Origin of the sequence: Actinomadura barringtoniae (genome assembly GCF_017573505.1) — a bacterium.
Classification (GTDB): domain Bacteria; phylum Actinomycetota; class Actinomycetes; order Streptosporangiales; family Streptosporangiaceae; genus Spirillospora; species Spirillospora barringtoniae.
This window is the reverse complement of record NZ_JAGEOJ010000029.1, coordinates 57,872-77,195: the sequence shown is the minus strand read 5'-3', so window position 1 is coordinate 77,195 and position 19,324 is coordinate 57,872. Positions and strand designations below refer to the sequence as shown.

Genomic DNA, 19,324 nt, shown 5'->3' with positions numbered 1-19,324 from the left:
GCCCGTGGCCAGGACGCAGAAGCCCGAGGGGGAGATCACCCGCGGCACGACCGCCCCCAACCGGCTGCGCCGCATCGACCGCTGGATAGCGGCCACCCAGGCCGGCCCCCTGCATTCGCGGTCACACCCCCTGGCGATCGACCTCGGCTATGGCGCTTCCCCGGTGACCACGGTCGAGCTCTACACGCGCCTTCGCGCCGTGGCCCCGGCCCTTGAAGTCGTGGGAATCGAGATCGAGCCCGACCGAGTTGCTGCGGGGCAGGCTTATCTGGCCGAGCACCCCATCGACGGCCTGTCGTTCAGGCGCGGCGGCTTCGAGCTCCCAGTGAACCGCCCGCCCGTCCTGGTGCGGGCCCTCAACGTTCTCCGGCAGTACGACGAGGAGGCCGCATGGCATGCCTGGGAGGGCCTGTGCGCCAAGCTGGCCTCGTCAGGCGTGCTCGTTGAGGGAACGTGCAACGAAGTCGGCCGCCGGGCCGTCTGGGTGACGCTGAACGCCCTCGGCCCGCAGACCATCACCTTCGCCGCGCATCTGCCGACCCTGGACCACCCGTCGGAGTTGGCCGAACGGCTGCCCAAGACCCTCATCCACCGCAACGTGCCGGGGGAGCGGGTCCACGCGTTCCTCACCGACTTCGACCGCTGCTGGGCAACGGCGGCACCCCACTCGGCCTTCGGGCCACGCGCCCGCTGGATCGAAGCGGTGAAGCTCCTGGCCCACACCCACCCCGTCCTCACCAGCCCCCCGTACGGAGGACGGGGGCGCTGGCGCCTCGGCGAGGTCACCCTCCCCTGGGAAGCCGTCAGCTGAGGGCCAGAGCTCGGAGCTCGAGGCTCAGGGCATAGAGCTCGGGCAAAGGGCTCAGATGCGGTGGAGCTTGTGGGGAGCGGCCTGGACCCGCGGCTGAACGTCGATGCGGTCGATGTTGACGTGCGCCGGACGGGTGACGGCCCAGGCGACGCAGTCGGCGATGTCGTCGGCGACCAGCGGGTCGGGCACGCCCTCGTAGGGCTTGTCGGCCTTGGAGGAGTCGCCGCGGAACCGGACCAGGCTGAACTCCTCCGTCTTGACCAGGCCCGGCGCGATCTCGGTGATCCGCACCGGCTCGGCGACCAGCTCCAGCCGCATGACCTCGTTCACCGCGTACGCGGCGTGCTTGGCGGCGTTGTAGCCGGCGCCGCCCTCGTAGTTGGCGTGCGCGGCCAGCGAGGTGATGTTGACGACGTGGCCCGCGCCGCTCGCGATCATCTTGGGCAGCAGGGCCTTGGAGACGCGGAGCAGGCCGAGCACGTTGGTGTCGTACATCGCCTGCCAGTCCGCGGGATCGGCGCTGGCGACCGTCTCCAGGCCGATCGCGCCGCCCGCGTTGTTGACCAGCACGTGGCAGTCGGCGAGCCCGGCGGCCATCGCGTCCACCGACTCCTGCGAGGTCACGTCCAGGACGACGGACGCGACCCTGCCCGCGCCCGGCGCCCCCTCGGAGATCTCCTTGGCGAGGGCGTCCAGGCGGTCCTTGCGGCGGGCCGCCAGGACGACGTTGAAGCCCTCCGCCGCCAGGCGCCTGGCCGTGGCCGCGCCGATTCCACTGCTTGCTCCGGTGATCACCGCCGTCTTACGCATGCCCACCAGATTAGGGATCAGGACGTGGGCACGGTCAGCCGGGACGGGTCCTTCGCCGGTGAGGTGAGCGTGACGGTGCCGGACTTGCTCATCGTTCGGTAGCGGACGTCGGTGGTGTCGACGACCAGCGCGAGGTGGTGGCCCGCCGGTACCGTCCAGCTGACCGGCTCGAAGCTCACGTTGATCGCGCGCGGCTTGCCGGGCGCGGCATCGCGCAAGGTGTACGGCTTGTGGGAGATCAGCTGGCCCTCGCCGTTCGGCGCGACGTCGTAGAGGTAGGCGAAGACCGAGGAGTTCGCGGCGCTGGGCGTCACGGTCGTGTGCAGGCTCGGGCTGCCGCCGACCGTGGTGGCCCTGGCGTACGGGGCGGTCTGCCAGACGGCGCCCGCCTTCGGGTCGACCTGCCGGACGTTGATCTTCCACTGGATGCCGGCCTGCTGGGCCACGCCGCTGGCGAAGATGATGCCGCTGTCGGCGACGGTCGCCTTGCCCGCGGCGAGCCTGCGGGTGCCGTCCAGCCGGTACGAGGCGGCGGCGCGGCTCACGGCCCGCCAGCTCGCGTAGCCCTTCCAGCCGCCGCCGTTGTTGGGCTTGAGGTTGACCGGCGTCTCGCGGTCGATGCCGTTGTCGGCGCCCTTCAGGTAGTGGTCGAACCAGCGGCCGGTGGCGGCCCACACATCGTTAGGTAGACCCGCCGCGCCGAGCGCCTCGCCGGTGGCGTGGTCGCCGGGCTGCAGCATCAGGCGCTTGGGGACGTCGAGCCGGTTGTAGAAGGCCGCGATCTGGCTCGGCGGGAAGATCCCGTCGCCCCACTGGTTGGCGATCATGACGGCCGGGCGGTTGGCGTTGATCTGCGGGACGAACGTGGCGGCGCCGCGGTTGGTGGCGAGCGGGAGCACCGGGCCGAGCTTGTCGGCGAGGTAGGCGTCCTGGAGGCGCTTGAGGTCCTTGCCGGGGCGGCCCGTGACGTTCCCGGCGAGGAGGAGCGTGGCGGCGGCCTGCTCGTTGACGGTCTCGTTCGGGTAGAGGGAGGCCTTGAGGTCGGCCCAGCCGCTCATCGCGGAGACGGCCTTGATGCGCTTGTCGAACGCGGCGGCGAGCAGGCTGATCCCGGCGCCGTAGGAGATCCCGGCGGCACCGACGCGGGTCTCGTCGGCGCCCGCGTTCTTGACGGCCCAGTCGATGACGCGGCTGACGTCGGAGATGTCCTCGCGGCCCGCGACCTCGATCGTTCCGGCGGAGTCCCAGAAGCCGCGGCTGGTGTAGCTGACGACCGTGTAGCCGGACTCCTTGGCCAGCTTGGTCGCGGCGAGCACGTACTCGGCGTGCGGCATCGACCAGCTCGCGGGCATGACCAGCAGGGGAGAACGGCCGGTGCCGTAGCCGGTCGGCCGGACGACGAGGGCCTTCAGCGCGGCGCCGCCGTCGCCGGGGATGCTCTCGTACGAGACCGTGGCGCCCTTGTCCTCGGCGTGCGCGGCTGTGGCACTCGTCACAGGGAGGGTCGTGATCGACAGCGCCGTCACTCCGGCGGTGACCGCCCCCACCAGCAGCCTTCGCATTGCGCGCCTCCACTATTGGACTTTTTGTCAGAGCTGGAGCAAGTAAAGACCTACTGACTGGTCAGTAGCAACAGACTGTGGCGCGGGTCACTGTTGCCCGGGGAGTCACGTATGTCACGCATGGGACTCTCTGGGCGGGAACACCTAGAGCGGCCGATAGGTTGCACAACCGGAGGTGGTGTCCGTGTCACGTCGTGTCAACCGGGTCGCGACGATCAGCGTTCACACCTCGCCCCTGGACCAGCCCGGCACGGGCGACGCGGGCGGGATGAACGTCTACATCGTCGAGGTCGCCAGGCGGCTGGCCGCCCGGGGGATCGAGGTCGACATCTTCACCCGCGCCACGTCGCGGGCGCTTCCGCCCGTCGCCGAACTGGCGCCCGGCGTGCTCGTGCGCAACGTCGTCGCGGGCCCCTTCGAGGAACTGGACAAGAGCGAACTGCCCGCCGAGCTGTGCGGGTTCACCTCCGGCGTGCTGCGGACCGAGGCGTCCTACGACCCCGGCCACTACGACCTCCTCCACACCCACTACTGGCTTTCGGGGCAGGCGGGCCTGGCCGCCAAGCGCCGCTGGGGCGCCCCGCTCGTGCACTCGATGCACACCATGGCCAAGGTCAAGAACGCCGCGCTCGCCGAGGGCGACACCCCCGAGCCGCAAGGCCGCGTGCTGGGCGAGCAGCAGGTCGTGGACGCCGCCGACCAGCTCGTCGCCAACACCGCCAAGGAGGCCCGCGAGCTCGTCGAGCTCTACGGCGCCGACCCCGCGCGGGTGGCCACCGTGAACCCCGGCGTCGATCTTTCCCTCTTCCGCCCCGAGGCGGCCCTGCTGTCGCGCAGCACCGGCCTTCTGCCGCACCGGACCGGGCCCGCCCGGCGGCGGCTGCGCCTGCCGCGCGACGCGTACGTGCTGCTGTTCGTCGGCCGGATCCAGCCGCTCAAGGCCCCGGACGTGCTGCTGCGCGCCGCCGCCCGGATGCTGAAGGACGACCCGGCGCTGCGTTCCAAGCTCGTCGTCGCCGTCGTCGGCGGGCCGAGCGGCAGCGGCCGGTCCCGGCCCGAGGGACTCCAGGCGCTGGCCGCCGAGCTCGGCATCTCCGACGTCGTACGGTTCGAGCCGCCCTGCCCGCAGGAGGAGCTCGCCGACTGGTACCGCGCCGCCGACGTCACCGTCGTCCCCTCGCACAACGAGTCGTTCGGGCTGGTCGCCGTTGAGTCGCAGGCCTGCGGCACCCCGGTCGTCGCCGCCGCGGTCGGCGGCCTCACCACGGCCGTACGGGACGGGGAGTCCGGCCTGCTGATCGGCGGGCACGACCCGAACGACTACGCCGCAGTCCTCGCCCGCCTGCACGCCGACCCCGTACGCCACACCAGGCTGGCCCGTGGCGCCGTACGACACGCGCAGAGCCTCGGCTGGGACCACACGGTCGATCAGCTCGTCGGGGTGTATACAGGCGCCTTGACCACGTTCTCGCCCGCCCCCGTCCGCAAGTCCGCCTCCACTTCCACATCCACTTCCGCATCCGCTTCCGCGTCCCTGACCGTTCCCGTCGCAGCCGAGGTGTCCGCATGACGTCTGACCCAGTGAGCGTGATCGAGGAGTCGCTGAAGGCCGCCGAGCTCGAGTTCGAGGTGCCGCGGCCCGGCGCGTTCTTCGTCAAGCTCCCCGGGCAGCACAAGCTGGCCACCATGACCTGGCTGATCGTCGGCGAGCACAGCCTGCACGTCGAGGCGTTCTTCTGCCGCCGCCCGGACGAGAACCACGCCGACTTCTACCGCTTCCTGCTGGAGAAGAACGGCCGGATGTACGGGGTGGCCTTCGCCCTCGACGAGATGGGCGACGTCTACCTGGTCGGCAGGCTGCCGCTCGCGAGCGTGTCCCCGGACGAGGTCGACCGGATCCTCGGCTGCGTCCTCACCTACTCCGACGAGAACTTCGACAAGGCGCTGGAACGGGGCTTCAAGTCCTCCATCCAGCGCGAGTGGGACTGGCGGGTCAAGCGCGGCGAGAGCCTGGCCAACCTGCAGGCCTTCGCCTCGTTCGCCGACCCCGAACGCCGCTAGCCGCCGGGTCTGGCTGACGTTCGGGCGCCCCAGGGCTCCCGATAGGCTTTCAGGCATGGCGACCCTGGTACTGCTCCGGCATGGCGAAAGTGTGTGGAACGCGGAGGGCCTGTTCACCGGATGGGTGGACGTGGACCTTTCCGCCAAGGGCGAGAGCGAGGCCACCAAGGGTGGTGACCTGCTGCTCGACAACGACATCACGCCCGATGTCGTGCACACCTCGGTGCTGAAGCGCGCGATCCGTACCGCCAACATCGCGCTGGACGTCGCCGATCTGCTGTGGATCCCGGTGCGCCGGTCCTGGCGGCTGAACGAGCGGCACTACGGCGCGCTCCAGGGCAAGAACAAGGCGCAGACGCGCGAGGAGTTCGGCGAGGACCAGTTCAAGATCTGGCGCCGCTCGTACGACACCCCGCCGCCGCCGATCAAGGACAACGACCCGCTGTCCCAGGTGAACGACCTGCGCTACGCGGGCCTGCCGTCGGAGCTGATCCCGCGGACCGAGTGCCTGGCCGACGTCGTGGACCGGATGCTGCCGTACTGGTACGACGCGATCGTTCCCGACCTGGCCGCCGGCAAGACCGTGCTGGTCGCCGCGCACGGCAACTCCCTGCGCGCCATGGTGAAGCACCTGGACGACATCTCCGACGAGGACATCAGCGAGCTCAACATCCCGACGGGCATCCCGCTGGTGTACGAGCTGGACGACGACTTCGCGCCGCTGAAGCGCGGCGGCGAGTACCTCGACCCGGAGGCCGCCAAGGCCGCCATCGAGGCGGTCAAGAACCAGGGCGCCTCCAGCAAGGCCCCGGCCCGGGGAGCCGCCCCCAAGGGCGCGCCCGTCGCGCCCCCGGCGCCTGGCGCCCCCGCCGCGCCCAGGCGGCCCGCCGTTCCGCCGACACCGCCGGTTCCGCCGCCTCCGGGCTCGGACCCGCTGGCGCTCAAGCCGGTGCCCAAGTCAGGTCGCGGCCGCCGCAAAAAGAAGTAGCAAGCCCGCCCAGCCACCAAGAAGGCCGATCCCGCCCAGCGGGATCGGCCTTTCGCGCATCCTCTGCATCCCCGAACCGCCCCGAACCGCCCAGAACCGCGCCGATCTTGCTCTGAGCGCCCTTCCACACCCCCGGAAAGGGCGCTCAGAGCAAGATCGGCGTTGTCCTACTGGTCGACGATCTCCTCGGGGCGCTGCCCGGTGACCATGTAGACGACGTCCTCGGCCACGTGGACGGCGTGGTCGGCGAAGCGCTCGAAGTAGCGGCCGGCCAGCGTGATGTCCACGGCGGGCTCGACGCCGTGCTTCCACTTGGGCGACAGCAGGATCTCGAACAGCTTGCGGTGGAGGCGGTCCATCGCGTCGTCGTCGGCGTCCAGCTCCAGGCCCATCTCGACGTTCTTCGCGGCGATGACGCTGCCCGCCTTGGCGATCATGCGCTCGGCGATCTGGCCCATCTCCAGGACGGTGGCCTGCAGCTCAGGCGGCACGGCCGACTCGGGGTGGCGGCGCCGGGCGGTCTTGGCGATGTGCACCGCCAGGTCGCCCATCCGCTCCAGGTCGCCGCTCATCCGCAGCGCCGTGATCAGCGTCCGGAGGTCGCCCGCCACGGGCTGCTGCCGCGCCATGAGGTCGAAGACGGTCGCCTCGATCTCGGCGTCGATCTTGTTGACCATCTCGTCGCCGCTGATGACCTCTTCGGAGAGCCTCAGGTCGGCGTCGAGCAGGGCGGTCACGGCCCGGGCCATCGCGGAGCGAACCAGCCGGGTCATCTCGACCAGCTTGTCAGAGAGGGAGTCAAGCTCCTCGTGGTAGGCGTCGCGCAACGAAGCATCCTTTGTCAGGGGCGGGGTTCTGCTATGACGCAGCATCGTACGTCCGGACGCATTCGTCCATGGCACACCCTGCCTGACCTGCATGAACTAACTCGTATTAAGAGGTGAACTTTGGGCTAACGAGACCGTGTTGTGTACCTCCGTGGTGCAGGAAGGGCCCGATTGGCACTTACGATCCGAAGTGTGGAGGTCGAGATTGTCGCAGGTCTGACCGGGCTTGCCGGGCTCGCGATCGGGCTCGCTACGGGATTGGCGGTGCGTGTGAGCGAGCGAGCCCAGCAGGTCACGGCTCCCCCTGCGCCTCAGAGCGGGCTGCCGCCGGGCGTGGCCTCGGTGCTGAGCGTGCTGCGGTCCTCGGCCGTCGTGGTCGACGGCGAGGACCGGGTTCTGCGTGCCAGCTCCGCCGCTCGCGCGTTCGGCATGGTGAGCGACGACCGCCTGGTGGTGGACGAGCTGCTGGCGATGGCCCGCCTGGTCCGCCGCGACGGCGAGATCCGCGAGACCGAGATCCAGGTCGGCCCGAGCCGCGGCCGCAGCCGCGCCGACGGCCGCTGGTTCGCCGTCCGCGTCGCACCGCTCGGCTCCCACGGCCTGGTCCTGGTGCTCGCCGAGGACCTCACCGAGATGCGCCGGGTCGAGGCGATCCGGCGCGACTTCGTGGCGAACGTGAGCCACGAGCTGAAGACCCCGGTCGGCGCACTGTCGCTGCTGGCCGAGACGGTCGAGGGCGCGGCCGACGACCCCGACGCGGTACGGCGCTTCGCCGGCCGCATGCAGATGGAGTCGGTCCGGCTGACCAACCTCGTCCAGGACCTCATGACGCTCTCCCGGATCCAGGGCGACGAGCCGCTGCCCGAGCTGCATCCGGTCTCCCTCGACGAGGTGATCGTCGAGGCGCTGGACCGGTGCCAGATCAAGGCCGGCGCCCGCGGCATCGAGCTGAGCAGCGGCGGCCGCGACGGCCTCAAGGTGCGCGGCGACGAGGAGCTGCTCACGACCGCCATCCGCAACCTGATCGACAACGCCGTCGCCTACAGCCCCGAGAACACCCGGGTGGTCGTCGCCACCCGGCAGTGCGAGGACGACCACGTCGAGATCAACGTGACCGACCAGGGCATCGGCATCCCCGACGGCGATCTGGAACGCATCTTCGAGCGGTTCTACCGGGTCGACCCGGCCCGTTCCCGCCAGACCGGCGGCACGGGTCTCGGCCTCGCGATCGTCAAGCACGTCACCACCAAGCACGGCGGGGAGGTGACGGTCTGGAGCAAGGAAGGCTCCGGCTCGACCTTCACCATCCGGCTCCCGCTGCTGAACGCACCCCGCGAACACGTCCACTCCGACGACGCCGAGCGCGCGCCGGAGCCCGGGCATCCCGCCGATATCTCGGCCGACCACGGTCCGGCCGCAGGTGACGCCTCGATCGTTTTTCCGACCCCACCCAACCCCTGAAGGTCCGGCGCCGTAATGACGACATCGAGGGGCCCGCGCCGGTCCGCCGAAATAGAAACCGCCCGGGAGGCAACACCGTGACCCGAGTGCTCGTCGTGGAAGACGAAGAGTCGTTTTCCGACGCATTGTCGTACAACCTGCGCAAAGAGGGCTTCGAGGTGGCCGTGGCGGCCACCGGGCCCGACGCGCTGGACATCTTTGAGCGCAACGGTGCCGACCTCGTGCTGCTCGACCTCATGCTCCCGGGCCTGCCCGGTACCGAGGTGTGCCGGGAGCTGAGGGCCAAGTCCAACGTTCCCGTGATCATGTTGACCGCCAAGGACAGCGAGGTCGACAAGGTCGTCGGCCTCGAGCTCGGCGCCGACGACTACGTCACCAAGCCGTTCTCCACCCGTGAACTGATCGCCCGGATGCGCGCCGTGCTGCGCCGCCAGGGCGAGGTGGAGGAGCTGGCCCCCGCCACGCTGGAGGCCGGTCCCGTCCGCATGGACGTGGAGCGCCACGTGGTCAGCGTGAACGGCGACCACGTCCAGCTTCCCCTCAAGGAGTTCGAGCTGCTGGAGGTGCTGCTCCGCAACGCGGGCCGCGTCCTCACCCGGATGCAGCTGATCGACCGCGTCTGGGGCGCCGACTACGTGGGCGACACCAAGACCCTGGACGTCCACATCAAGCGCCTCCGCGCCAAGATCGAGTCCACCCCCTCGACGCCGCGCTACATCGTCACCGTGCGCGGCCTCGGCTACAAATTCGAGCCGTAAACCGCCGCCAGAAGGCGCGAAATCAGGCGCGAAATCAGGCGCGAAAGGCGCGAACTTCTCTGGGCCTTCAGGACATCCAGACGCCCGGTCCGGGCCGCGAGTTCGGAACGGACCGGGTCGGATTGATCACGTTCCGCCGCGCCAACTTCGCCGGGCCCCGCCCCATCTCACCCCGTACAGCGTGATCAACAAGGTCGCGCACCGAGACGGGAGCGAGGACCCAATGCGGAAGATCGTGATCGGCGGGATGACGGCGGCACTGGCGCTCAGCCTGACGGCCTGCAACTTCAACGCCGACGACAAGCCCGCGGCGGCGTCACCCTCCTCACCGGCCGCCTCGGCGCCCGCGCCGAGCCAGACTCCTTCGTCGGGCGCCACCTCGCCGGGCAACGGCTCCAACGGCGACTCGGGGAACGGCTCCGACGGCTCCGACGGCTCGGGCGACTCCAGCACCCCGCGTCCCCAGCACAGCCCGCCCAGCCAGGGCGGCGGCCAGCAGATCACCTCGAAGTGGGGCCGGCTGCGGTACGTCGCGCCCGGCAAGTTCAGCGTCGGCGGCGTCGTCTTCTTCACCGCCACCGACACCAGCCTGACCATCGCGGGCGGCACCTGCCCCGACGGCACCCCGCCGAACGCCGAGAACTCCAAGTGCGGCATCGACGGCATCGACGAGTGGGCCCAGCGCGCTCCCCACAACGTCAACGTGCACTTCTCCGGCCAGACCGCGACCTCCATCATGGAGACCCAGTAACTACCCCCGGGCATCGGGGGCACGGGGGAGAGAAACGGCCCGTACGGCAATTGCCGTACGGGCCGTTGTACGTGGTCTGCGGTGGGGCGGTCAGCCCGCGGAAGGCGTGGTGGAGGGCGACGGGCTCTCCGACTCACCGGAGGTGGTGGGGCTCGGGCTGCCCGACCCGCCGGGGGTTGCGGTCTCGGAGGTGCCCGGCTTCGGCGAGGCGGTGGGGGTGGCGGGCTCGGGGGCCGGGGCGTACGTGGCGTACTCGCCCTGGCGCGGGATCACCGGCACCGACAGCTCGACGGACCCGGCGTGCTCGAACTGGAGCCGCAGCCGCACGCTCTCGCCGCCGCGGACCTCGCGGTTGAGACCGGTCAGCAGCACAAGCGGGGCCAGGCCCCCGGTGCCGGTGGCGGCGGACGGCGTCGTCTCCGGCGCGGAGGCCGAGGTCGACGGCGTGGCCGACGGCGAGGTGGTCGGCGAGGTGGTCGGTGCGGTGGACGGCTTGCCCGACGCCTTGCCGGTGGGCGTGGCGGACGGGGTCGCGGCCGGTGCCACGCCGAGCAGCGACACCGCGCTGCCCTTGCCGGAGGGCGCGGCGGCCGGGAGGACCACGGCGCCACCGGCGATCTTCGACTGGCTGAACGCGTCGGAGGTGACGGCGACGAGCCTGTCCTGCCCCTTGACCTGGTTGATCACCGTGGCGTACAGCGGCAGCGAGCTGCCGGGGGCCAGCGTCTGGTCGGGCGCCGGGCCGAGCAGGAACATGTTCCGGATGTCGATCTTCGACACCTTCTCGTCCTGCGGCACGTGGGCGTTCACGCCCTCGGTGAGCTGGGTCGGTGCGGCGGTCTGAGGGCTCTCGCCGGCGCCGCAGGCGGAGATCACCGGCGCGAAGGCGACGGCGCCCGCGATGGCGAGCGCGACCACTCGACGGCTGTTACGGGTCACGGCGTCGAACTCCTCGAGGGGCGTATGGGGGCGTCTGAAGTACGGGGGTCGGCGCGAGAGCGCCAGGGGAAGCGTAGCGAGGTCGGGGCCGCGGCCCGGCCTCGGGGGTGGTTTTCGATGCCCTTACGTGCTCATGCGTTGGTGAGCGCCTTCACCTGGTCGCTGAGCTGCCTGCCCGGGGTGGGGTCGGGGATCACGGCGGTGACGATGGGGCCGGGCTTCACCAGGATCGCGGTCGGGCCCGCTCCGTCCGGTACATAGGTGGTCGCGAGGAGGTTCGTGGCGTCGTCGACGAGCTCGACCACGCCGCCGTGCGCGGCGCCGCCCAGCGCGCGGAGCTGCTTGTCGGCCTCCGCGGCGGAGACCGACGGGCCGTACCGCCGGTCGATCACGAGCCAGAACTGCAGGTGCGACTCCTGGGTCCGGGTGGCCAGCTCGTTCACCAGCTTGCCGCAGCCGCAGTCGGGCGGGACGACGGCGATCACGCCGTGCGCCATGTCCGAGATCGATCCGCGCTGCCGGTTCCTGCCGACCATCGAGACCACGCCGGTGGGCAGGTAGCCGCCGACATAGCCGGGGGAGGCGGTCGGGGTGGCGGTTCGCGTGGGGACGGTGGCGCGCTGCGTCGGGCGGGGGCCGAACGCCGTCATGAGCAGCCCGCTGACCAGCGCGATCAGCAGGGCGCCGCTGATGATCGGCACGGCCACGCCGAACCGGGTGAACGGGCGGGCCAGGCGGGCGAGGCGGGCCCGGCGTCTGCGCTGCCGCTCCTCGCGCCGGTAGGCGACGATGTCGCGGTCGAGCTCGCGGGCGTCGTCGGGCACCACGACGTCGACATGGGGGAGCCCATAGTCGTCCGGCTCGGGGTCGCCGTCTGGCCTCACTCCGCACCTCGCTATCTTGAGTTCGCCGTGCGCGCGGGTCGCCGCCCCCTTCGTCCTTCCGCTACCCGGTTAAAGACCTTTTGCGCGCTTCGTACCCGCGTGGACCGGCCTGTGCACCTCCCAGTATGAGCTGCTTCGCGCCCGGTGGCAGAGAGATGTCCGGTGCGGGCAGGATCCGCGCTCCCATAGGGGCTGCGGACCGCCCAGGAGGGGTGATATGCACCATTCAGAACCTTTGTCAAGACCCCAATTAGTGGGTTGACCTGGGCATTTGTCCTGAAGGTCGGTGCAGCCACCGCTGGGTCCGTGCTATTCTGGGTGTAGCGGAAGGGGTACTTGTCACATGACTTTCCAGGTCGGCGACACCGTCGTCTACCCCCACCATGGGGCTGCTCGGATCGAGGCCATCGAGACTCGCACCATCAAGGGTGAGGAAAGGACCTATCTGGTCCTGAAGGTCGACAAGGGCGACCTGACAGTGCAGGTTCCGGTTGAGAACGTCGAGGACGTGGGTGTCCGTGACGTTGTCGGCCAAGAGGGCCTGGAGAAGGTGTTCGAGGTGCTTCGCGCACCCTACACCGAAGAGCCGACCAACTGGTCGCGGCGCTACAAGGCCAATCTGGAGAAGCTCGCCTCCGGCGACGTCAACAAGGTCGCCGAGGTGGTTCGCGACCTGTGGCGGCGCGACAAGGAGCGAGGCCTCTCCGCCGGCGAGAAGCGCATGCTGGCCAAGGCTCGGCAGATCCTGGTGAGCGAGCTCGCGCTCGCCGAGAAGACCAATGAGGACAAGGCCGAGGCCCTCCTCGACGAGGTTCTCGCCAGCTAACGTGCTTTCACAGCTTCCACGGGTGGGCGTCGGTACCGACGTCCACCCGTTCGCTTCCCATGACCGCCCGCTCTGGGTCGCCGGCCTCGAATGGCCCGGCGAGGGCCCGGGCCTGGCCGGGCACTCCGACGGCGACGTCGCCGCGCACGCCGCGTGCGACGCGCTGCTGTCGGCCACCGGCCTCGGCGATCTCGGCGCCGTCTTCGGCACCGCCGACCCGCGCTGGTCGGGCGCCTCGGGCGCCGACCTCCTGCGTGAGGTCCACCGCCTGGTCACCGCGTCGGGCCACGTCATCGGCAACGTCGCCATCCAGGTCATCGGCAACCGCCCGAAGATCGGCAAGCGCCGCGCCGAGGCAGAGAAGGTCCTCAGCGAGGCGCTTGGCGGCGCATCGGTGAGCCTCTCGGCCACCACGACCGACGGCCTCGGTCTCACGGGCCGGGGCGAAGGTCTCGCGGCGATAGCCAACGCCCTCGTCGTCCCTGCCGGAGCCGTCTCCACCTGAGCCGTGCCCACGCGAGCCGTTCCCACCTGAGTCGTGCGCGCCTGAGCCGTCTCCACCTGAGCCGTCTCCACCTGAGCCGTCCTGTCTAAGGATTGGCGGGGAGGACGGTGCCGGTCACCTCACCGAGGCTGATCCTGGAGCCGCTGAGGCCGGGCGCGGTGGCGCGGATGGTGACGGTGTCGCCGTCCTCGAGGAACGTGCGCTTGGTGCCGTCCGGCAGGTCGATCGGGTCCCGGCCGTTCCAGGTGAGCTCCAGCATGCAGCCGCGGTCGGTGCGTTCGGGGCCGGAGACCGTTCCCGAGGCGAACAGGTCGCCGGTGCGGAGCGGGGCGCCGTTCACGGTCGCGTGCGCGAGCTGCTGCGGCGAGGTCCAGTACATGCGCGAGAACGGCGGCGTCGCCACGACCTGGTCGTTGATCAGGACCTCCAGGGTGAGGTCCAGGCCCCAGTCCTCGTTCATCTCCAGGTAGGACAGCGGCGCCGGATCCTGCGGCGGCTGCGGGATGCGGGCGGCCTCCAGGGCGGCGAGCGGAACGACCCACGGCGAGATCGAGGTCGCGAAGGACTTGGCGAGGAACGGGCCGAGCGGCTGTGACTCCCAGGACTGGATGTCGCGCGCGCTCCAGTCGTTCACCAGCAGGAAGCCGAAGACGTGATCGGCGAACGCTGCGGTCGGCACGCGTGTTCCGGGCGCGGACGGGACGCCCGCCACGAAGCCGACCTCCGCCTCGTAGTCGAGCTTCAGGCACGGGCCGTAGGCGAGCCTGGAGTCGACCTTGCGCTGGCCGCACGGCCGGACGACCGGGGCGCCCGAGGCGTAGATCGTTCCGGCGCGTCCGTGGTAGGCGACGGGCAGGCTCCGCCAGTTGGGCGCGGGCGCCGGGGCGTTCGGGCGGAAGATCTTGCTCGTGTTGACGGCGTGGTCGGGCGAGGAGAAGAAGTCGACGTAGTCGGCCACCTCGATCGGGCGCAGCAGCTCGACGGTGGTCAGCGGGATCAGGTGCGGCTCGACCCGATCGCGGAACGTCTCGTCGCTCAGCAGCTCGGTGATCCTGGCGCGGTTGGCCTGCCAGGCCGCGCGGCCCGCCACCATGAAGCCGTTCAGGGAGCCGGCCGCGAACCAGCGGTTGTTCTCGATCAGCCCGTCGGCCGACAGGCCCGCCAGATCGAGGACGAACGAGCCGATCGCCACGCCCACCCGGGGCAGCTCGCCGGGACGCGAGAAGACCCCGTACGGGAGGTTGTCCATTCCGAAGCCGCTGTCGTCGTCGACCTCAACCCAAGTCATGCCGTTCTATGTTCCCGTGTCCGATCAATCCCAGTCGCCCGAGATCGGTTTGTGGCACAGCGATGTCGCATGATCCGAACGAGGTCATCAGATGGCGTGTGAAGGCCGCGTCGGCGCCGCGAGCCGCCCTGGTCAGGGGTGCCGGATCGTGCTCTTCAAGGATCTCCTGGAGGGCGCCGGAAGGGGCTTGAGACGTCGCCACGAGGATGTTGAGGAAGCCGTGGTGGCCGGTCGATGCGTTCCGTACGGCGTGATGGAGCCCCGCGGTGCACTTGAACGGGAGGTCGCGTTCGGCGCAGGCGGCGATGAACGCGGCGAGCTCGGCGGTGGACGGGAACGCCTCCGGCACCATCCCGCCGGTGCGGAGCTTGGCCGCCAGCGGTGCGCCGTGCTCGCGTGCGGCGGCCAGGCGGTCGAGCACGTCCCGCCAGCCCGGCGTTCGCCGCACCTCGAAGTAGGTGGGGATCTCCTCGTACGGCAGCCCGGCGATCGTCACCGCGACCGCCCGCGCCTGGTCGGCCTCCTCGGGCAGCGCGATCTCGACCGAGGCCGGGCGCACGCGAGGCTCGGACGCGGCCGCCTCGACGGCCTTGGGAAGCTCCTCGGCGTCGGCGATGATCCCCAGGTCGAGCAGGTCCTCGGGGATCAGGTGCGCGCGCAGCTCGGCGACCCTGGAGGCCGGGCAGAGGAAGCGCCCCAGGATCGTGTCCGGCTGCGCCAGGGCGGCCCGGTAGGCCGCCAGCGCGTCGTCCATCGGCGCTCGTTCGGGCGGAAAGAGCGCGGCGTCGTCGACGAGGCGATCGAACAGGGGCCCCATGCCGGGTGTCCTACCCCCGGCCTCCCCGCTCAGTCCGAGGGCGGCAGGGGAGAGCTCCGGAACTTGCCGGACGGCGGGTTCCAGTCCCAGATCGGCAGATCATCGTCGTTGCCGTCACCTGTGTCGAGCTCGAGTTCGTGGTCGGGCCTGGTCTCCGGCTCCGGCGCGGAGTCCGAACGAGCGCGCAGGCGATGCCGCCCCTTGCCCGCCGGGTCGTCCTCGTCCCCGGCGTCCGGGTCCTCCGCCCGTTCGACGACCGGCCACTCCGCGTCGTCCTCCGCCAGATCCTGAACGCCCGGCACGACGATGTCCGGCCGCGTCGTCTTGGCGTGCGACGCCGCCGAGATGGGGGCGGAGGGCCTGCGCACGAGCTCCACGTCCGTGGGAAGCAGCGCGGGCGCCTGGTGGTCGCGCGCCCGTTCCGCCTCGGACTCCTCGCCGCGCGGCTCCTCCCGTTCCGGCTCCTCGGCGGCCGCCTGCTCGGCCGCGCGCCAGCCTGCGGCGGGCTCGTCGGGGGCGGGCAGCTCGGCGGCGGGCTGGTCTGCGGCGCGCCAGTCTGCGGCGCTCGGGCCTGCGGCGCTCGGGCCTGTGGCGCTCGGGCCTGTGGCACGTAGGGCGGGTGCCTCGGCCGGGGTGGCGGGGGCGGTCAGTTCGGGGCGGGGTGCGCGTTCGGGGAGGGCGGTGGGGTCGATCGGGTCGTCGAACTCCACCGTGGTCTGGGTGTCTAGCTCGCGGCGCGGGGGGACGACGGTGACCGTGCCGGTGGCGGGGAGCTTCTCGAGCACCGGCGCGGGCTTCCCGGCGGAACGGGCCGGGGCGTTCCGGATCTGCTTGAACATCGTCAGCCACAGCCAGACCGCGATCAGCAGCATCACGTGCGGCGCGACCGCGACGCCCGCCTTGACCTGGTCGTCGGGCAGATCGTCCAGCCCCCACACCGCGCGCTGGACGGCGATCGCGGCGACCCCGGCGAGCAGGATCAGCAGCAGCGTCCACCGCAGCAGCCGCGTCCACCAGCGCCCGTGCCGCGACACCACCAGCGAGAAGAGCGTCATCACCGTGAGGGCGTCCACCATGACCGGGTAGACCGGCGCCCAGCGGTGGCTCACCCGCCCCTCCAGGGCGAGCTCGCGCAGGATGTCGTACGTCAGCACGAACGCGCCGCCGGCCAGCACTGCGACGACCAGGCCGGCCATCACGGTGAGAAGCCTCCGCTGTGCCTTGCTGTAGCGGGGGGCTCCCTGGGGGGTCGAGCGATCAGAGGCCATCTCTTCAACTCGTCTCGGGGGAGTGGAGTCGGCGGGGAAGGGGCGGAGAGGTCGGGGGAGTCTCGCGGCGAGGTGTGGCACCTCTATCTTCGCGGTGATCATCCCTCACTGCGTGCGACACGCTGGGAGTCGTACGGTAAGGGGATAAAGGTGTCCCGACAGGAGGCGGTCGATGCCCTACTACAGGGTCGTAGGCGAGATCCCGCGGAAGCGCCACGTTCAGTTCCGGCGGCCGGACGGTGGCCTTTATGCCGAGGAACTGATGGGAGAGGAGGGTTTCTCCTCCGATTCCAGCCTGCTCTACCACCGGTACGCTCCCACCGCGATCATCAAGAGCGAGGGTGTGGACGACGCGGCCGGGGCCGCCGACCTCGCTCCGAACCATCCGCTCGCTCCCCGCGGCTACCGCACGCAGGACCTGCCGGTCGGCGGTGACCTGGTGCTCGGCCGCCAGATCCTGTTCGGCAACGAGGACGTGCGGGTGTCGTTCGTGGCGGGCGCCGGCACGAGCGAGCTCTACCGCAACTCGACCGGCGACGAGGTCGTCTACATCCAGACCGGCGCGGCCCGGTTCGAGTCCACCTACGGCGCGCTGGACGCCCGCGAGGGCGACTACGTGGTCGTCCCGACCGGCACGATCCACCGCTGGGTGCCCGACGAGAGCGCCGGAACGCTGCGCGCGCTGGTGATCGAGGCGCGCGGGCACGTACGGCCGCCCAAGCGCTACCTCTCGCAGTACGGCCAGTTCCTGGAGCACGCGCCGTACAGCGAACGCGACCTGCGCGCGCCGACCGCCCCAATGATCGCCGACGGCGGCGAGGTGCCGGTGATCGTGCGGAACCGGGGCGGGCTGAGCCGGCTGACCTACCTGCACCACCCGTTCGACGTGGTCGGCTGGGACGGCTTCCTCTACCCGTACGCGTTCAACATCGCCGACTTCGAGCCCATCGTGAAGCGGACGCACGCGCCGCCGCCCGTCCACCAGACCTTCGAGGGCCCGAACTTCGTGATCTGCTCGTTCTGCCCGCGGCCGCTGGACTTCCACGAGGAGGCCGTGCCGATCCCCTACAACCACCACAACGTCGACTCCGACGAGATGATGTTCTACGTCGGCGGCGACTACACGGCCCGCAAGGGCTCGGGCATCGGCATCGGGTCGATCTCGCTGCACCCGTCCGGCTTCACGCACGGCCCGCAGCCCGGCGCGGTCGAGGCGGTCCTGGAGGCCGTCAAGGCCGGGCACCGCGAGGCCACCGAGGTCGCCGTCATGATCGACACGTTCCGCCCGCTCGCGCTCGGCCCGGCGGCGCGACGCTGCGAGGACCCCGAGTACGCCTGGACCTGGGCGCGCTCGGCGGGCTGAGCGGTGTCGCCCCGGAGGGTTCGCGAACGCGCGCGCCGGGCGGCCGATGATCGCGCGCGCCGGGCCGATGATCGCGCGCGCCGGACGGCCGACGATCGTACGGACCGGACGGCCGATGAACGCGCGGCGCAGCGGCGCCTAGGCGCGCCGATCCGGGCGTTCGACGCCCGGATCGGCCGCCGCCGCGCGCTCGCCTGGCTGATCGCCCTCGGCGTCGCCGGGCTGTTCCTGATCCCGGCCGCCGCCGTGTACCTCGCGTCCGGCGACCTGTGGCTCGGCGTCCCTGCGACCGCCCTGGCCGTCGCCTACCTGGGCGGCGTGACCTGGATCCTGTGGCGCGGCTCGCGGTCGGGCGGCGGGCTGCCGGGCGGGCGCCAGGCCGTGCGGCTGTACGAGTCGGGCCTGGTGGTGACCGTACGCGGCGAGACCGCCGCCTACCACTGGGACGACCTCGCCTCGGTCACGGTCGGCGGCGTTCAGAAGGCCTCGCACCGCCCCACCCGCTGGCGCTTCACGATCGCCACGACGAGCGGCGAGACGATCGAGCTGGACGACGACCTGCCGGACGTACGGGAGCTCGGCGAGAAGATCGTCGCCGAGGTGACCGCCCGCGTGGTCCCGCACGCCCTGGACCGGATCCGGGCCGGCGAGACCGTCCGGATCGGCCCGTTCGCGGCGGGCCCGGACGGCATCGAGAAGGACGGCGAACGGGTCCCGTGGCCCGCGCTCGGCGATGTCGGCATCGGCAACGGCGTGGTCTACGTCCGTACCCACGACGGTCTGCGCGCCATGGCCGCCGTCGCCGGCGGCACCCCCAACGCCGTCGCGTTCGTGGAGGTCTGCCGCCAGGTCAGGGCGCTCCGCTCGGGCGAGGACCCCGTTCACCGCTGACCGTGAGACCCCGTCCACCGCTGACCTCCAGGGCCCGTGCGAAGATCGGACCGACAGGCATGATCAACGCAGGGGGGACGGCCATGGCGCTGGACGACAAGGCGCGCAAGCTCTTCGACACGACCAACTTCGTCACGGTCGCGACGATCAACCCGGACGGCGCGCCCCAGGCGAGCGTGATCTGGGCCAAGGTGGACGGCGACGACATCCTGTTCTCGACGGTCAAGGGCCGCAAGAAGCACCGCAACATGGAGCGCGACCCCAGGGTCAACCTGACCACGTACGACCTGCAGAACCCCTACGTCTACGCCGAGATCCGCGGCACCGCCGCCATCGTCGACGACCCGGACGGCGAGCTCATCGAGGAACTGTCGCAGCGCTACACCGGCAAGGCCTGGGTGGAGCACGGCGACGCCGAACGCGTGATCGTCCGCGTGACCCCCAGCCACGTCTACGCCCGCTGAGGGCCCAACAGGCCCAACAGGCCCAACAGGGCCAACAGGCCCAACAGGCC

General features: G+C 71.0%; 19 protein-coding genes and 1 pseudogene. 12 read left to right on the top strand and 8 right to left on the bottom strand.

All coding sequences use genetic code 11. The features are described from left to right. The first annotated feature begins 4 nt into the window (after positions 1 to 4). Positions 5 to 811, top strand: a complete 807-nt coding sequence (locus J4573_RS47650) for a class I SAM-dependent methyltransferase (protein WP_208263059.1) — start codon at positions 5 to 7, stop codon at positions 809 to 811. Positions 812 to 862: 51 nt separating this feature from the next. Here J4573_RS47650 and J4573_RS47645 read toward each other — a convergent pair whose 3' ends face one another. Next, positions 863 to 1,621: an SDR family NAD(P)-dependent oxidoreductase gene (locus tag J4573_RS47645; protein ID WP_208263058.1), complete on the bottom strand. Its 759-nt coding sequence runs from the start codon at positions 1,619 to 1,621 to the stop codon at positions 863 to 865. 17 nt (positions 1,622 to 1,638) lie between these two features. Further along, a complete protein-coding gene (locus J4573_RS47640; protein ID WP_208263057.1) occupies positions 1,639 to 3,183 on the bottom strand; it encodes a CocE/NonD family hydrolase in 1,545 nt (514 codons plus the stop codon). 184 nt (positions 3,184 to 3,367) lie between these two features. Between J4573_RS47640 and mshA the strand changes: the two genes are divergently transcribed. The 3 genes and pseudogenes from mshA to J4573_RS47625 all read left to right on the top strand — a co-directional run. Beyond that, a complete protein-coding gene (gene mshA, locus J4573_RS47635) occupies positions 3,368 to 4,753 on the top strand; it encodes a D-inositol-3-phosphate glycosyltransferase (protein ID WP_208263056.1) in 1,386 nt (461 codons plus the stop codon). Continuing rightward, complete coding sequence (locus J4573_RS47630) at positions 4,750 to 5,244, top strand: type III secretion system chaperone family protein (protein ID WP_208263055.1); 495 nt, start codon at positions 4,750 to 4,752, stop codon at positions 5,242 to 5,244. The genes mshA and J4573_RS47630 overlap by 4 nt, the downstream gene beginning before the upstream one ends. Before the next feature lie 55 nt (positions 5,245 to 5,299). Continuing rightward, positions 5,300 to 6,037 (top strand): annotated as a pseudogene (locus tag J4573_RS47625) (phosphoglyceromutase); the annotation flags it as partial. A 362-nt stretch (positions 6,038 to 6,399) separates the two neighbouring features. On the opposite strand, the gene phoU reads toward J4573_RS47625, so the two are convergent. Then, positions 6,400 to 7,059 carry a phosphate signaling complex protein PhoU gene (phoU, locus tag J4573_RS47620; protein ID WP_208263054.1) on the bottom strand — a complete coding sequence of 220 codons (660 nt, stop codon included), beginning with the start codon at positions 7,057 to 7,059 and terminating at the stop codon, positions 6,400 to 6,402. A 192-nt stretch (positions 7,060 to 7,251) separates the two neighbouring features. Between phoU and J4573_RS47615 the strand changes: the two genes are divergently transcribed. The 3 genes from J4573_RS47615 (at position 7,252) to J4573_RS47605 (ending at position 10,029) form a co-directional block, all read left to right on the top strand. After that, a complete protein-coding gene (locus J4573_RS47615; protein WP_208263053.1) occupies positions 7,252 to 8,520 on the top strand; it encodes a sensor histidine kinase in 1,269 nt (422 codons plus the stop codon). An 86-nt stretch (positions 8,521 to 8,606) separates the two neighbouring features. After that, complete coding sequence (locus J4573_RS47610; RefSeq protein ID WP_504740202.1) at positions 8,607 to 9,278, top strand: winged helix-turn-helix domain-containing protein; 672 nt, start codon at positions 8,607 to 8,609, stop codon at positions 9,276 to 9,278. A gap of 223 nt (positions 9,279 to 9,501) precedes the next feature. Then, positions 9,502 to 10,029, top strand: a complete 528-nt coding sequence (locus tag J4573_RS47605; protein WP_208263051.1) for a hypothetical protein — start codon at positions 9,502 to 9,504, stop codon at positions 10,027 to 10,029. A 90-nt stretch (positions 10,030 to 10,119) separates the two neighbouring features. On the opposite strand, the gene J4573_RS47600 is transcribed toward J4573_RS47605, so the two are convergent. Continuing rightward, the gene (locus J4573_RS47600) at positions 10,120 to 10,968 is read right to left on the bottom strand and encodes a hypothetical protein (RefSeq protein ID WP_208263050.1); all 849 of its coding nucleotides are present in this window, start codon (positions 10,966 to 10,968) and stop codon (positions 10,120 to 10,122) included. A gap of 131 nt (positions 10,969 to 11,099) precedes the next feature. After that, positions 11,100 to 11,852, bottom strand: coding sequence for a hypothetical protein (locus tag J4573_RS47595; RefSeq protein WP_208263049.1), 753 nt, complete (start codon positions 11,850 to 11,852; stop codon positions 11,100 to 11,102). A gap of 343 nt (positions 11,853 to 12,195) precedes the next feature. Here J4573_RS47595 and J4573_RS47590 point away from each other — a divergent pair, with 343 nt between their 5' ends. Further along, positions 12,196 to 12,678, top strand: coding sequence for a CarD family transcriptional regulator (locus J4573_RS47590; protein ID WP_026414839.1), 483 nt, complete (start codon positions 12,196 to 12,198; stop codon positions 12,676 to 12,678). A 22-nt stretch (positions 12,679 to 12,700) separates the two neighbouring features. After that, a complete protein-coding gene (ispF, locus tag J4573_RS47585) occupies positions 12,701 to 13,183 on the top strand; it encodes a 2-C-methyl-D-erythritol 2,4-cyclodiphosphate synthase (RefSeq protein WP_208263048.1) in 483 nt (160 codons plus the stop codon). 85 nt (positions 13,184 to 13,268) lie between these two features. Here ispF and fahA read toward each other — a convergent pair whose 3' ends face one another. The 3 genes from fahA to J4573_RS47570 are packed head-to-tail and all read right to left on the bottom strand — an operon-like array spanning position 13,269 to position 16,556. Then, on the bottom strand, positions 13,269 to 14,471 hold the full coding sequence (gene fahA / locus J4573_RS47580; protein ID WP_208263047.1) for a fumarylacetoacetase: 1,203 nt from the start codon (positions 14,469 to 14,471) through the stop codon (positions 13,269 to 13,271). After that, positions 14,458 to 15,288 (bottom strand): hypothetical protein, encoded by an 831-nt coding sequence (locus J4573_RS47575; protein WP_208263046.1) that lies wholly within the window; start codon positions 15,286 to 15,288, stop codon positions 14,458 to 14,460. Before J4573_RS47575 ends, fahA begins: the two co-directional genes overlap by 14 nt. 29 nt (positions 15,289 to 15,317) lie before the next feature. Beyond that, a complete protein-coding gene (locus J4573_RS47570) occupies positions 15,318 to 16,556 on the bottom strand; it encodes a DUF2637 domain-containing protein (RefSeq protein ID WP_208263045.1) in 1,239 nt (412 codons plus the stop codon). Between the two features lie 172 nt (positions 16,557 to 16,728). On the opposite strand from J4573_RS47570, the gene J4573_RS47565 reads away from it, so the two are divergent. The 3 genes from J4573_RS47565 to J4573_RS47555 are packed head-to-tail and all read left to right on the top strand — an operon-like array spanning position 16,729 to position 19,274. Further along, positions 16,729 to 17,919 carry a homogentisate 1,2-dioxygenase gene (locus J4573_RS47565; RefSeq protein WP_208263044.1) on the top strand — a complete coding sequence of 397 codons (1,191 nt, stop codon included), beginning with the start codon at positions 16,729 to 16,731 and terminating at the stop codon, positions 17,917 to 17,919. Positions 17,920 to 17,922: 3 nt separating this feature from the next. Then, positions 17,923 to 18,810 (top strand): DUF6585 family protein, encoded by an 888-nt coding sequence (locus tag J4573_RS47560; RefSeq protein WP_208263043.1) that lies wholly within the window; start codon positions 17,923 to 17,925, stop codon positions 18,808 to 18,810. Between the two features lie 59 nt (positions 18,811 to 18,869). Then, positions 18,870 to 19,274: a PPOX class F420-dependent oxidoreductase gene (locus J4573_RS47555; RefSeq protein WP_243774755.1), complete on the top strand. Its 405-nt coding sequence runs from the start codon at positions 18,870 to 18,872 to the stop codon at positions 19,272 to 19,274. Positions 19,275 to 19,324 lie beyond the last annotated feature (50 nt).